Source organism: Stenotrophomonas sp. 86428_Sma (genome assembly GCF_056481585.1).
The window spans coordinates 4,437,496-4,452,121 of sequence record NZ_CM151156.1; the positions used below are offsets into that span (position 1 = coordinate 4,437,496).

The following is a 14,626-nucleotide window of genomic DNA, read 5'->3' on the forward strand; positions in this document are numbered from 1 at the left end:
ACCTCTTAAGTGATTGATTGGTCTAAAAAAGTCCGGCGATGTTAGCACTCACCCCAGGCGAGTGCCAGAACCGCACGTGAAGAAACCCGACAACGTCGGGAGCAGGGCAGAGATGGAGCCGCGCCGCCCCCTTTCAAGGGCGGAATGAAAAAATTTTTTCCACCCGCGCGCCTCGGCCACGGCGTCGGTCCTGGACAATTTCGGTGACAAGCGTCGCACTGTCAGATATCTGACGTTCATTTACGACAAAGTGTCACTGGATCGGCCTTAGGCTCGGTCAGGCATTCCCAATCACAAGGAGTAGTCGATGCGATTGCTGTCCCCGCTTGCCGCCGCCTGCCTGCTGGCACTGGCCGCGGCGCCGGCCCAGGCCGAGGTCTTCATCAATGAACTGCACTACGACGACAGCACCGCCGCCGGTGACGTCGGCGAAGTCATCGAAGTGGTCGCTACCGCAGGTGAAGACCTGTCCGGCTACCGCCTCTACCTCTACAACGGCAGCAATCCTTCGGCCGCCACGGTCTACGCCAACAACCCGGTCCCGGCCGGCACCGCCGCCGGTTGCGGCAGCGCCAGCATCGCCGTGGTCAACTACCCGACCAACGGCATCCAGAACGGCCCGAACGACGGCATCGCCCTGGTCGACGCCAGCGGCAAGGTGGTCCAGTTCCTCAGCTACGAGGGCGCCATCACCGCCTCCGGTGGCCCTGCCGCCGGCATGACCAGCCAGAACATTCCGGTGGCCGAGACCAACAGCACGGCCCCCGGCACCTCGCTGCAGCTGACCGGCAGCGGCAGCCAGTACGCCCACTTCACCTGGGCCGAGTCGGCCAGGCAGACCTTCGGCAGCTGCAACAACGGCCAGACCTTCAGCGGCGGCGGCACCCCGGGCCCGAACACGCCGCCGTCGGTGTCCACCACCACCCCGGCGCAGGGCAGCAGCACCTTCCCGGCCGCGGCCGATCTGGAAGTGGTGTTCAGCGAGACGGTGAACCTGGCCAGCGGCGCGTTCGCGCTGAGCTGCGGTACCTCCGGCATCGTGCCGCTGACCTACCCGGCCAGCGGCCGCAGCGTGAAGCTGTCCACCAACACCGCGCTGGTGGCCGGTGAAGCCTGCCGCTTCGACATCCGCGCCGCGCGCATCACCGACCTGCAGGGGGCGCACCCCGCCGCCGACAGCCGCATCGCCTTCACCGTGGCCAGCACCGGCGGCAATCCGGACCCGGGCAACCCGGGCGTGCCGGCCGGTTACTACTCCAAGGTCAATACCAGCAGCCCCAGCCAGCTGCGCTGCTCGCTGCACGCCACCATCAAGGGCCACACCGCCTACCCGTACAGCGGCTCGGGCACCAGCACCTGGACCATCCTGGAAATCGCCGACGAGGATCCGAACAACAGCGGCAGGATCCTGGATGCGTACCGCAACCGCAGCTACGCCAAGGTGACCGACCGCGCCGGCAGCGGCGGCGGCCTGAAGTACAACCGCGAGCACACCTGGCCGAACTCGCTGGGCTTTGCCAGCACCACCGGCGACAAGGGCCTGCCGTACGCGCCGTACACCGACACCCACATGCTGTACCTGACCGACGCGCAGTGGAACGCCGACCGTGGCAACAAGCCGTTCGGCAAGTGCGACGCCAACTGCGGCGAACGCGCCACCGAGGCCAACAACGGCCAGGGCGGCGGCAGCGGCGGCTACCCGGGCAACTCCAACTGGGTGCGCACGCCGGACGGCAACACCGGCACCTTCGAGGTGTGGGGCAAGCGCAAGGGCGACATGGCACGTGCGGTGATGTACATGGCGATCCGCTACGAGGGCGGCAAGGATGCGGCCACCGGCCAGTCCGAGCCGGACCTGGAGCTGACCGACGACCGCAGCAGGATCGTCAAGACCAGCAGTTCGCCGGCCTACATGGGCCTGCTCTCGACGCTGATCGACTGGCACCTGTCCGATCCGCCGGATGATGCCGAGCGTGCCCGCAACGACGTGATCTACAGCTTCCAGGGCAACCGCAACCCGTTCATCGACCACCCCGAGTGGGCGACCCCGGGCCTGTTCACCTCGGCCAAGCCGGCCTCCTGCCAGCTGGCCAACTGACCGCGCAACGCAGCGGTCCACTGCCGCCGCCGGGCCCTGACCCGGCGGCGGCCCTATACTCGACGGTCATGTCGACCGTCGATCCCGTCCTGCTGCTGTTGACCACCTGCCCGGACCGGGCCAGTGCCGAGCGCATCGCGCACGCGCTGGTCGGCGAGCGCCTGGCCGCGTGCGTGACCCGCCTCGATGGCGCGCAGTCCACCTACCGCTGGCAGGGCGAGGTGACCACCGACGCCGAACTGCAGCTGCTGGTGAAAACCACCGCGAGCCGCGTCGATGACGCGATTGCCCGGATCGTCGCACTGCATCCGTATGAACTCCCGGAGTGCATTGCGGTCGAAACCCGGGCCGGCCTGCCGGCGTATCTGGACTGGATCCGGGCACAGACCCGGGAGGACACTGATTGAAGACTCTGTTTGCGCGCGGCGCCGCCTTGTGCGCCCTGTTGTGGCTCTCGCTGCCGGCCTTCGCGCTGGATGAGAAGGACCTGCTGCCGGTGGACCAGGCGTTCGCGCTGACCGCCAGCGCCCCCGAACGGGGCCAGGTGCAACTGCAGTTCAAGATCGCACCGGGCTATTACCTGTATCGCCACCGCACCAGCGTCAAGGCCGACCCGGCCTTCAATGCCGGCGCGCTGCAGATGCCCAAGGGCGACAAGCACCACGACGATTTCTTCGGCGAAGTCGAAACCTATCGCGAACGCCTGCAGGCCACCCTGCCCGGCACGCCGACCGACGCCGCCGGCACCATCAGCCTGGAAGTGCGTTACCAGGGCTGCGCCGATGCCGGTGTCTGCTACCCGCCGCAGAAGCGCGTGGTGCAGGTCACGCTGCCGGGCGCCGGTGCGGCGGCCGCGGTGCCTGCCGCGCGTGCCGGTGCGGCAAGCCCGTTCAACAACCCGCTGGCCGGTGCCGGCAACAGCGGTGGCCTGCGCCTGCCGGGCGCGGCCAGCAACAGCCAGGCGCTGCCGCTGCCGTCGGAGCAGGCGTTCGGCTTCGACGCCATCGCCAGCGACGGCAATACCCTGCTGCTGCGCTTCAGCCCGGCACCGGGCTACTACCTGTATCGCGACCGCACATCGGTGAAGCTGGACGGCAGCACCGGGGTGCTGGCCGACAAGCTGCGCTGGCCTGCCGCACAGTCGCATCGCGACGAACACTTCGGCGATGTCTCGGTGTACTTCAACCAGGTGGAAGTGCCGCTGCCGCTGCGCCGCTCCATCGCCGATGCGGTCGACAGCACTCTGGTGGTGACCTTCCAGGGTTGCCAGACCGATGGCATCTGCTACCCGCCGATGACCCGCCGGGTGAAGCTGTCCATTCCGGCCGGCAAGGTCAGCAGCAGTGCCGACCAGGCGCCACCGCGCAATGAGGTGATCAGCCCGCTGCCCGCTGCCAACGGCGCACCACGCGAAGCCGCCAACGGCGCACCGCTGCGCCTGCTGCCAACCGTGCCCAATACGGATGCCACGACCCCTGCTGCAGGTGACGGCACCGCCAGCAGTGAGTTCGCCGCCGATGCACAGGGTGACAACGCGCTGCGCACGCGACCGCCGGTGACCACGCCGAATCCGGACCGTTCGTTCGTATGGGTCCTGCTGCTGGCGTTGGCCGGTGGCCTGGTACTGAACCTGATGCCCTGCGTGCTGCCGATCCTGTCGCTGAAGGTCCTGAGCCTGGCGCAGAGTGGCGAAAGCCCGCAGCGCGCGCGCAGCCATGCCCTCTGGTACACGCTGGGCGTCTTGGTCGCGTTCGCGGTGATCGGTGCGTTGATGGTTGGCCTGCGCGCGATCGGCAACGCCGTCGGCATCGGCTTCCAGCTGCAGCACCCGGGCGTGGTGGCGGCGCTGGCCTACATCATGTTCGCGGTGGGCCTGAGCCTGTCCGGCGTGTTCACACTGGGCGGCGGCATCGGCAACCTCGGCCAGTCGCTGGCCAGCCGCAGTGGCCCGGCCGGTGATTTCTTCACCGGTGCGCTGGCCTGCGTGGTCGGCAGTGCCTGCGTCGGCCCGTTCATGGGCGGCGCGATTGCCTACGCGTTCATTGCCCCGCCGCTGAAGGCGATGACCGTGTTCCTGTTCCTCGGCCTGGGCCTGGCCCTGCCGTTCCTGCTGATCGGCTTCGTGCCGGCGCTGGCGCGCCGCCTGCCCAAGCCGGGCCCGTGGATGGAAACGCTCAAGCACGTGCTGGCCTTCCCGATGTATGCCACCGTGCTGTGGCTGCTGTGGGTGCTGGGCAAGCAGCGCGGCGTGGACGGCATGGCGCTGGTGCTGGGTGGCCTGCTGCTGCTGGCCTTCGGTCTGTGGCTGTTTGAACGCAACCGCTGGACCGGCTCGCGCGCCGTCACCCTGCTCGGCGTGCTGCTGGCGATCGGTGCACTGGTTCCGGCCTGGGGCGTGACCCAGCTGGCAGCGCCGGCGCGTGCCGCACAGGCGGCCACTGACAACGTGGTCGAATACTCGCCGCAGCTGCTGGATCGCCTGCGCGCCGACAACCGCGTGGTGTTCGTGAACATGACCGCCGACTGGTGCGTGAGCTGCAAGGCCAACGAGCGCGCCGTGCTGTCGCGCCCAGAGTTCAAGGAACTGCTCAAGCGCACCAACGCGGTGTACATGCGCGGTGACTACACCAACGTCGATCCGCAGATCACCACGTTCCTGGAAGAGCACAAGGCCGTGGGCGTGCCGCTGTACGTGGTGTACGGCCCCGGCGCACCGCCGACCGTGCTGCCGACCCTGCTGACCCAGGCGGTGGTCGAGGAAGCGCTGCTGCGCACCGCACGATGAAGTGGCAACGGCCAGCGCTGCTGTGGACAGCGGTGCTGGCCGCCGGCCTCGGCCTGTGGGCCGGGCATCGATTGGCTCCCGCGCCGGCTGCGCCTGAGGCCATGCCAGCGGCGCCTGCGGTGGCGGCGGTGGCACCCGCCCTGCAGGTCGGCGACAACCTGCCCGCGCTGTCGCTGCCCGATCTTGAAGGCCGACCGCTGGACCTGCGCCAGCACGCTACCGGCCGCCCGCTGCTGATCAACGTCTGGGCCAGCTGGTGCGCGCCCTGCGTTGAAGAAATGCCTGAACTGGCGCGCTTTGCCCACACCCAGGGCGACAACGGTGTGCAGGTTCTTGGCCTGGCGCTGGATACGCCGGAAGACGTGCGCGGTTTCCTGCAGCGGGTACCGGTGGATTACCCGATCGTGATCGAGACACCCGGGCCACGCGATGCCAGCGTGCAGCTGGGCAATACGCAGGGCCTGCTGCCCTACAGCGTGCTGTTCGATGCACAGGGCCGGCTGGTGAAGGCGAAGCTGGGGCCGTTCGCCCACGGCGAGATCGACAGCTGGGTGAAGTGAGGGTGTTTTTTGCAGGGCTTGCAGCCCTGCACCCTGCTCAATGCAACGCAACGGCAACGGCAACAGCCAAAGCGGGCATTCCGTGGGTTGGCGGGACGGTATCGGAGTGCGGGGACGCTGCAAGTACATCCCTGTAAGCTTGGCAGCCGCATCCATGCGGCTGACACCCCGCACTCCGACACCGCCCCACCTCTGACAGATCTTCGCGGCTGTTGCCAGGTGTCGACCTTGGTCGACACATCTGTCAGATATCGATATTCAGAGCGGAATCAGACCCCGTGCCGACCAACGGTCGGCACCCACCAAAGCAGAACGCCGTTCCGACAGATCGCAGGAAACTGTCGAAGGCGGGGTAGGTCCGGTTGAGGGGGCGTGAGCGCCATGGATGGCGCGACCGAGGCTACATGGACGTATTCACGCCGTCCCCCGCAACCGGACCCACCCCGCCTCCTCACAGGAAACCCGCTGTTGCTTCGGCTGTTGCTTCTGAGGTTGCCGGCCAGCGGCCGGCACTACCACGGGTGCCGGGCGGCGCCCGGCCGATATCCCCTGCTTGACCACAGCCGGGGCGCCACGGAGAATTCCGCGACTAATTCTCATTTGCTGTTGCGCAGGATGCGGGCGGCAGCCTTCCAGGCCCTCCTCCTTCGATGTTCAAGAACGTCCTGTTCCAACTGCACTGGCTGCTGGGCATCACCGCCGGCGCCGTGCTGGCCGTGATGGGCCTCAGCGGCGCCGTGCTGTCCTTCGAGGATGAACTGCTGCGGGCGGCCAATCCCGGCTTCGCCGAGATCGCCGAGCACCATGCCGACGGCCAGCTTCCGCTTGAACTCAGCGAGCTGGTGCCGCTGCTGCAGGCTGGCAGCGAACGCCCGCTGCAGCGCCTGCGCGTGGATGCCACCGGACAGCGGCCGTCGGTGGCGCGCTTTGCCGGCGGCAAGGAACACTGGGTGTACTTCGACCCGTACAGCGGTGAGCGCTTCAGTGCCCTGCGCGGGCAGGCGTTCTTCGATTTCGTCGAGGACCTGCACCGCCACCTCGCCGCCGGCGAGCGCGGCAAATGGATCACCGGCAGTTGTGCCATCGCGCTGCTGTTCTTCACCCTGTCCGGGCTCTACCTGCGCTGGCCGCGGCGCTGGTGGCACTGGCGCAGCTGGCTGGCGGTGGAATGGAAACGCAGCGGCCGTGGCTTCCTGTGGAGCCTGCACTCGGTGGTCGGCACCTGGGTGCTGTTGATCTACCTGATGAGTGCGCTGACCGGCCTGTGGTGGTCGTTCGACTGGTATCGCAGTACCGCCAACACCCTGCTGGGCGTCGCACCGGCCGCCAAGCACAAGGTCGCCACCGACGCCGCCCTGAACCTGGAACGCATCGAAGCCACGCTGTACGCACTGCCCGGCGTGCGCACCGGCTACATCGACCTGCGCCTGCCGGAGAAGCCGGGGCAGGCACTGAACGTGCGGGTGATGGCCGGTGATCCGTCGCAGCGCGGCGGCCAGCATGACCGCGCGCATGATCTGCTGCAGCTGGACCCAGGCACGGGGGCCACGCTCGATGCCCGCCCCTATGCGCGCCAGGGCGCCGGCGCGCAGCTGGCCACCAGCGTGTTCGCGCTGCACTCGGGCAGTTACTTCGGCGTGCCCGGGCGTGTCGTGGTGATGCTCAGCAGCCTGGGCATGAGCCTGTTCTTCATCACCGGCTGGATGCTCTACCTGGACCGCCGCCGCAGCCAGCGCGCCGCGCGTGACCTGCGCCAGTCGCTGCCAGCAACGCCTGCCGATGGCGGTGGTACGCCGTGGCTGGTGGTGCATGCCAGCCAGAGTGGACTGGGAGAACAACTGGCATGGCGCGCCGCCGCGCAGCTGCAGGCGTCCGGTCATGCGGTGCAGGTGCTGCCACTGGCCCGCGTTGATGCCGCGCAGCTGGCACGCACCGCGCAGGTGCTGTGGGTACTGAGCACCTTCGGCGACGGCGAGCCACCGGATGCGGCGCGAGGCGCTGCACGACGGCTGACGGCACAGACACTCGACCTGTCAGGCCTGCAGTTTGGACTGCTGGCGCTGGGTGACCGACAGTACCCGCACTACTGCGGCTTCGGTCGCCAGGTTGATGGCTGGCTGCTCGGCAACGGCGCGCGCCCGTTGTTCGACCGCGTCGAAGTCGATGCCGCCTCGGTAGCGGCCTTGCGCCAATGGCAGCTGCAGCTGGGCGCGCTGACCGGCATCGTCACCGATGACAGCGTGCTGCCGGCGGCCACGCAGATGCATGAGTGGCGGCTGCTCGGCCGCGACCGGCTCAATCCGGGCAGCATCGGTGGTGCCATCTGGCGCATCCGTCTTGCGCCACCGGCCGACGTGCAGTGGCAGGCGGGCGACATCCTGCATATCGCGCCCCGGCACAACGCACGGCACGCCAACGCCGTGTTGAAGGCACAGGGGTTGGATCCGCTGCAGCCGCTGCTGGTGGACGGCCACCCACGCACCCTGCTGGCGCTGGCCAGTGAACGCGAGCTGCCCGAGGCCGACGCCGCGCTGGCGGTGCAGGATGCCTGCCTGTGGCTGTCCGGATTGCCAACGCTGCCCGGACGCGAATACTCCATCGCCTCCTCCACGAGTGATGAAGTGGTGGAACTGGTGGTGCGCCTGGTGCATGACCTGTCGGGTCGAGCCGGGCTGGGCTCGGGCTGGCTGGCGCTGCATGCCCCGGTCGGTGCCAGCATCGTGGCCCGTGTGCACCGCAATCCTGGATTCCATCGTGTCAGTGGCGCCCCGATGGTGCTGGTCGGCAATGGCACCGGCATCGCGGGTCTGCGCAGCCTGTTGCGCGAAGCTGCCCACACAGGCGAGCACGGGCACTGGCTGCTGTTCGGTGAGCGCCAGCGCGCGCACGACTTCCTGTTCGCCGACGAGATCGAAGCGTGGCAGGCCGATGGCCATCTCGCGCGGGTGGACCTGGCGTTCTCGCGCGATGGCGAAGGTGGTTACGTGCAGGATTGCCTGCATGCCGCCACCGATGCGCTGCGCGAATGGATGCAGCGTGGTGCGGTGATTCATGTCTGCGGCTCGCTGCAGGGCATGGCCGAAGGCGTGGACCAGGTGCTGCGCGCTGCGCTGGGCGATGAGGTTGTGGAAACGCTGCTGGAGACCGGGCGCTACCGGCGCGACGTGTACTGAGCCACAAGGGTAGTGCCGACCGCTGGCCGGCAGGATCATCGACGGTGCCGGCCAGCGGCCGGCACTACCGGAGCGGGATCAGGCCGCAGCGCGCGCCTGTGGCATCGACTGCAGACGGAACGCGCCCACGGCTTCTGCCAGGGCATGCACCTGCGCCTGCATCTGCGCGGTCGAGGCCCCCGCCTCTTCCACCAGACTGGCGTTGCGCTGTGTACTGGCCTCCATCTGCACGATGGTCTGGTTCACCTGGGCGATGCCGGCATGCTGGTCCTGCGACGCGCTGCGGATCCCGGCCAGCAGATCCGCCAGCTGCTGCACGCTGCCGACAATCTCGCCCATCGTGGTGCCGGCCTGTTCGGCCTGCTGGTTGCCCTGGCCCACACGCGCCACCGAATCCTCGATCAATCCCTTGATCTGCTTGGCCGCCTCCGCGCTGCGCTGAGCCAGCAGGCGCACTTCGGCAGCCACGACGGCGAAGCTGCGGCCCTGCTCTCCAGCGCGCGCCGCTTCCACCGCCGCGTTGAGCGCGAGGATGTTGGTCTGGAAGGCGATGCCATCAATCAGCTGGGTGATGTCACCGATCCGCCGTGAGGCTTCGCTGATGCCATGCATGGTGGCCACCACCTGGCCGACCGCCTCGCCTCCGCGCTGGGCCACTGCCGCCGCGCCCTTGACCAGCGCATCCGCACGGCCCGCGGCATCGGCATTGCGGCCAACAGTGTCGGTCAGCTCGTGCATCGACGCTGCCGTCTCTTCCAGATTGACCGCCTGCTGCTCGGTACGCTGCGACAGATCATGGTGACCGGCAACGATCTCGCCGACACCGGTATCGAGGCTGGACGTGGCCTGCTGGATGCGGGTGACGATGCGGCCCAGTTGCGCGACGGTGGCGTTGGCATCATCGCGCATGCGCGCGAACACGCCCTGCAGTTCACCTTCCATGCGCACGCTGAGGTCACCGCGGGCCAGCGCGGCCAGAAGCGCCTGCAGATCGCCAAGATTGGTCTCGAAGGTGGTCAACAGGCGATTGATGCTGGTCGACAACGTGCGCACAAAGCCCTGCTTCCCCTCCAGCGCGATGCGACCGTGCAGGTCACCGTGCGCGGCCGCGTCGACCAGGGCTGCCACTTCGGTTTCCAGCAGGGTTTCCAGCGCGCGACTGCGCCATTCCACCGCCACGCCGAGGAAATGCCCCTCGTCGACAATGGGATTGGCGACCAGCTGATAGCGCACACCGCAATGGCCGATCTCGCGTTCTTCGCGTTGTCGCACGCCAGCCAGGCTGGCCAGCGCCGGATGCAGGCGTACCGCATCGCTCCCCACCAGCTCATCGCCCTGACGTTCCAGCTGCTCCAGCAGCGCCGGATTGGCGTACGCCACCAGGCCCTCGGCATCGACCACCATCAGCCCGGTCTGCGCACTGTCCAGCGCCTGGCGCACGCGGGTGTTGCCGCGCGCCACGGCACGCTCGGTTTCGATGCGCGCGCGCAGGCGCTGCTGCATGTCGACCAGGCGCTGGGCAAGCTGGCCGATCTCATCGTTGGCGTTGTAGACGCGCAGGGTGGTGTCGAGGCGGTCGTCGGCGATGTCGCTGGCGAAACGCAGGGTGTCCTGGATCGGCTGGCGCACCGCACGCAGCGCCAGCACCAGGCTGGTGATCAGCACGCCGGCCACCAGCAGCAGGGTCAGTGCGAACAGCACGCTCATCGTGCGCGCGGCGACCTGCTGGCGCGCCTGCGCCTTGGCCAGCGCTGCCACCTGCGCCTGCTGGAAAGCGGCCAGCGCCGGCGCTACGCCCGCGGCGGTATCCAGCAGCGACTGCGCTTCCACATCCAGGCCGACGCGGGCCGCGGTATACCCCAGCAGGGCGCCTTGATAGCCCTCCATCCCGCTGCGCAGGGCGTCCTGCGCATCCGCGGGCAGGCCCGCCAGCGCGAGGTCGAACGGCAGCTTTTCCTCGCTGGCGCGGTCGGCGTGGGTGGAATCACCGTCGAGCAGCAGCAGGGCCTCCTGCCTTCGCATCTTCTGCAGGGACAGCGCCAGCGACGGCCGCTGCAGCGCATCCACCTGTGCCTGCAGGGTTTCGGCGGCCTGCTGCAGCTGTGCAGCGAGGCCGGCCTCACCGCGGCCCATCTCGTCGACCCGTTCAAACAGGGCGGCGACACCCTGCGAGAACGCGTCGGCCGATTCGGTCAGCACCTGCAGCGCCTTGCGTCGGCCGGCGTCCATCGGCATCGCGCGAAGCGCCTGCAGGTCAGCCTGCAGGGCCTTCTGTGCTGCCAGCAACTGGCTGCGGTCAGCATCATCGAAACTGCGTGCATACTGGGTCTGCAGGCGGCGCGCTTCGGCCACCCGCGTGGACAGGCTGGCAGCCAGATCGCTGCCGCGCTGGTAGCTGGCCTGGCTGCGCGCGGCCAGGGCGTTGGCATGGCCAGTCCAGGCGTAGACAGCGGCGATCGCCACCAGCCCCAGGCCACAGACCCACAGGGTCGCCTTGAGCTTGTTGGCCACGCTGAGCCGGTGTGGTTGCAGCCACAGCAGCAGGCCGGGGGACGCCGAGCGCAACGTGGCAAGACGCGTGCGCAGGGACCGGAGGTGGGGGACAACGGCCGACATGACAGACTCCAGGCGGAAGGACGCACCTGTATCGGCCGGATTCAGGTCAACTTTAGGCCTTTTTTCGTCTGCGTCCCCCGTCACTGGCGGACGCGGTCTTTGTACCGGGTGCAGGCGACGGGGGCATGACACGGCCGCCGTGCTTGACCTCAACCCCGGTTGGGGGAGCACAGTGGACCTCCCTTCCCCGCCCGGTGCCCCCATGACGAGGCTCGATGTCCCCCGCTACCTGCAGCGCCTGCAGCTGGATGCGCCGCCACCACGGACCCTGGCCGGCCTGACCCTGCTGCAGCAGCGCCACAACGCACTGCTGCCCTTCGAAACCCTCAGCTGCCTGCTGCGCGATGCGGTGCCGATCGACCTGGACAGCGTGCAGCGCAAGCTGCTTGACGAGTGCCGCGGTGGCTACTGCTTCGAGCTCAATGGTGGGTTGCTGGCGCTGCTGCAGGCCTTGGGCTTCGATGCCCAGCCATTGAGCGCGCGCGTACTGCTGGCCGCCCAGGACGGCGAACTGACCGCGCGTACCCATCTGCTGCTGCGCGTGCAGGTGGACGGCGATGACTGGCTGGTGGATGCCGGTTTTGGCAGCCTGACCCCGACCGTACCGCTGCGCCTGCATGACCCGCAGCCGCAGGCCACCCCGCACGAACGCTATCTGTTGCAGCGGTTGGGAGACGGCGGTGATTTCATGCTGTCGGCCGAATCCAGCGACGGCTGGCGGGTGATGTACCGCTTCGATCTGCAGGCGCCGGCGCCGATCGACAACGTGGTGGGCAACTGGTACGTATGTACCCATCCCGATTCCAGTTTCCCCGGCCAGTTGCGCGCGTCGCTGACCGGGCCGGACTGGCGCCGCACCATCGGCAGCGGCAACTACACCGAGTACCGCCCCGGACAGGCACCGGACAAGCGCCCGCTGCATGATGTGGGTGATGTGCGCGACGTGCTGGAGCAGCGCTTCGGCATCCAGCTTCCGGACGACCCGCGGCTGGATCCCGCAATCAACGACTGGCTGCAGCGCTCACGCGCCGCGACGCTGTAGAGTCGAGCTTGCTCGACTGATGCATCTACGGCGACGTCAAAATCAGTCGAGCAAGCTCGACTCTACAGATGCGCGCACCGCAGCGTTGACGTTACGGCGCTGTGCGCGCCTGCAATGCGATACGGTTGCCTTCGCTGTCGCGGATCTCGGCCACGCGCCAATCGCCGGCATCGGCCGGGCCGAAGCGCAGCTCGGCTCCGGCCTGCAGCGCACGGTCGAGGCTGGCATCCAGGTCACCGACGCCGATGTAGATGCGCGCGCCCTGCTCGGAAGGCAGATAGTCCGCGCCGTGCACCAGCGCAATGCTGGCACCGGCGGCCTCATCGGAAAACGGTAGATAGGCCATCCGGCAGTCGTGCAGCACGATGGGTTCGTCCACCGCAACCTGCAGCCATCGCTGGTAGAACGTGATGGCCCGGTCCAGGTCACTGGCCGGGATTTCCACATGCAGGATCGGGTTCACTGACATTCCTTGCCACGTCCACTCAGATGATGCGCAGGGTAATCGCCTTCAGCACTGCACGGGTGCGATCGCGGGTGCCCAGCTTGTCGAGTATGGCGGACACGTAGTTCTTCACCGTGCCCTCGGCCAGGAACAGGCTGCGCGCGATCTCCTTGTTGCTGTAGCCCCCGGCCAGCAGGCGCAGGATTGCCACTTCACGTTCGCCGAAGGTATCGGTGGGCGGCGCTTCATCGTGGAAGCGGTAACGCGCGCGCACCGGATCGGTACTGACCGGCAGCAGCAGGGTCTCGCCAGCGGCAACGCGTTCGATGGCCTCGCGCAGGTCGGCCGGCGCGGCATCCTTGAGCAGGAAGCCCTGTGCGCCGGCCTCGCTGGCGCGCAGCAGCAGATCACTTTCATCGAAGGTGGTCAGCAGCAGCCACGGCGTGGCATCGCCGCGCGCGCGCAGCTGGCGCAGTGCCTCGATCCCATCCAGCCCTGGCATGCGGATGTCACTGAGCACCACGTCCACGCGCTGAGTATCCAGCGCATCCAGCAGGGCCTGGCCATCCTCGGCCTCCAGCACCACGTCCACCCCCAGGCCCTGCAGCAGCGCACGCAGGCCTGCACGCACCAATGCCTGGTCGTCGGCCAGCGCTACGCGGATTGCGGCCGGGCTCATGCCGGCAACCGCGCGGTCAGATGCATGCCGCCCTGCGCGGTTCGGGCCAACTCCAGCCGCCCCTGTACGGCCGCCAGGCGCTCGCGCATGCCGGCGATGCCATTGCCCTCGCGGATGCGTTCGGCGCGCTGGCCATCATCGCGGATATCGATACGCAACTGGGATTCCTCTTCACTGATCGTCAACCACACGGTGTCTGCATTGCCGTGCCGGGCGGCATTGGTCAGGGCCTCCTGTACCAGCCGCAGCACGGTCTCGGCCATCAACGGGTCAGCCACGCGCACCCCGTCGCCGATCTGCAGCTGCAGCTTCGGTCGTGGGAAGGGTGCGGCCAGCGCATGCAGCGCGGTGGCCAGATCGAGGCCGCGATCATCGCGCATCGACTGCACCACCTGGCGGATGTCGGCCAGCAACTCGCCGGACAACTGTTCGGCCAGCACCAGCCCTTCGCGGCCGGCCAGCGCAGGGTCTGCGGCCAGGGCGCGCAGGTTGAGCCGCATCGCGGTGAGCTTGTGCCCGGCCACATCGTGCAGCTCGCGCGCCAGGCGCAGGCGCTCGGCATCGCGTGCGCTGTCGGCCAGCAGCGCGCGGGTGGCCAGCAGGTCGGCGTTGACCCGGGCCAGGTCGTCGCGGGCCAGCGCCGTGCTGCGGGCATAGTGCGCGGTCAGCGCGGCGAAGGCCTGGAAACCGCCATACAGCAACACCACCAGCAGCGGCTGGCTGAAGCCGCTGTGGCGGAGCACGGCATACACCGCCAGGTTGGCCAGCAGCGCAACGCCCAGCACGAAGCGCGGCGGCCAGTGTTCGGCCAGCTGTGCAACCAGCACCACCAGCAGCACCGGGGCGGTACCGGTACGCGGCTGCAGCGCAACCAGCACAACCGCCAGCAGCGCCTGCAACACCGCAGCAGCGGCGCGCACGCGGGATGGCATCGACGCCCAGCCGTGCACCACGAACAGCAGCAGGAACACAGCAAGCAACAGCAGGCTCAGCCCGGCGCCACTGCGCTGCACTGCGAACGACAGGCCGACCACCAGCACGGTGATCAGGCCGGCAAGGCTGAGCGGACGCAACAGATGGCGGAACAGGCTGGGCATGGCCAGATGCTGACGGCCGCGCACGCCGGCGGCAATGGGTCCGGCGCAGAAAGTGACTTCTGGCACGTCGAATCGATGACCACTGGCCCTGAACCCGGTGCAGCGCCCCACGCAGACTGGCTCCACACCGC

At 68.4% G+C, this 14,626-nt stretch carries 10 protein-coding genes; 6 read left to right on the forward strand and 4 right to left on the reverse strand.

The features are described 5' to 3' along the window. Nucleotides 1-307: 307 nt before the first annotated feature. The 5 genes from ACZK3J_RS20365 (at nt 308) to ACZK3J_RS20385 (ending at nt 8,616) form a co-directional block, all read left to right on the forward strand. Nucleotides 308-2,098 (forward strand): endonuclease, encoded by a 1,791-nt coding sequence (locus tag ACZK3J_RS20365; RefSeq protein ID WP_049462804.1) that lies wholly within the window; start codon nt 308-310, stop codon nt 2,096-2,098. 68 nt (nt 2,099-2,166) lie between these two features. Beyond that, on the forward strand, nt 2,167-2,505 hold the full coding sequence (gene cutA, locus ACZK3J_RS20370; RefSeq protein ID WP_014648595.1) for a divalent-cation tolerance protein CutA: 339 nt from the start codon (nt 2,167-2,169) through the stop codon (nt 2,503-2,505). Continuing rightward, entirely contained in the window at nt 2,502-4,883 is a 2,382-nt protein-coding gene (locus tag ACZK3J_RS20375; protein ID WP_049462805.1) for a protein-disulfide reductase DsbD family protein, read from the forward strand. The genes cutA and ACZK3J_RS20375 overlap by 4 nt, the downstream gene beginning before the upstream one ends. Further along, complete coding sequence (locus ACZK3J_RS20380) at nt 4,880-5,443, forward strand: TlpA family protein disulfide reductase (protein ID WP_049462806.1); 564 nt, start codon at nt 4,880-4,882, stop codon at nt 5,441-5,443. Before ACZK3J_RS20375 ends, ACZK3J_RS20380 begins: the two co-directional genes overlap by 4 nt. Nucleotides 5,444-6,093: 650 nt before the next feature. Next, the gene (locus ACZK3J_RS20385) at nt 6,094-8,616 is read left to right on the forward strand and encodes a PepSY domain-containing protein (RefSeq protein WP_049463267.1); all 2,523 of its coding nucleotides are present in this window, start codon (nt 6,094-6,096) and stop codon (nt 8,614-8,616) included. A 78-nt stretch (nt 8,617-8,694) separates the two neighbouring features. On the opposite strand, the gene ACZK3J_RS20390 is transcribed toward ACZK3J_RS20385, so the two are convergent. Continuing rightward, complete coding sequence (locus ACZK3J_RS20390; RefSeq protein WP_049463268.1) at nt 8,695-11,232, reverse strand: methyl-accepting chemotaxis protein; 2,538 nt, start codon at nt 11,230-11,232, stop codon at nt 8,695-8,697. A gap of 202 nt (nt 11,233-11,434) precedes the next feature. Here ACZK3J_RS20390 and ACZK3J_RS20395 point away from each other — a divergent pair, with 202 nt between their 5' ends. Then, on the forward strand, nt 11,435-12,274 hold the full coding sequence (locus ACZK3J_RS20395; RefSeq protein ID WP_049463269.1) for an arylamine N-acetyltransferase family protein: 840 nt from the start codon (nt 11,435-11,437) through the stop codon (nt 12,272-12,274). Nucleotides 12,275-12,365: 91 nt separating this feature from the next. On the opposite strand, the gene ACZK3J_RS20400 is transcribed toward ACZK3J_RS20395, so the two are convergent. From ACZK3J_RS20400 to ACZK3J_RS20410, 3 genes are read right to left on the reverse strand one after another with little or no spacing between them, the layout of a single operon-like run. Then, on the reverse strand, nt 12,366-12,737 hold the full coding sequence (locus ACZK3J_RS20400) for a VOC family protein (protein ID WP_032129576.1): 372 nt from the start codon (nt 12,735-12,737) through the stop codon (nt 12,366-12,368). A gap of 22 nt (nt 12,738-12,759) precedes the next feature. Beyond that, on the reverse strand, nt 12,760-13,398 hold the full coding sequence (locus ACZK3J_RS20405) for a response regulator transcription factor (protein ID WP_032129575.1): 639 nt from the start codon (nt 13,396-13,398) through the stop codon (nt 12,760-12,762). After that, nucleotides 13,395-14,495, reverse strand: coding sequence for a sensor histidine kinase (locus tag ACZK3J_RS20410; protein WP_049463270.1), 1,101 nt, complete (start codon nt 14,493-14,495; stop codon nt 13,395-13,397). The genes ACZK3J_RS20405 and ACZK3J_RS20410 overlap by 4 nt, the downstream gene beginning before the upstream one ends. Nucleotides 14,496-14,626: the final 131 nt, after the last annotated feature.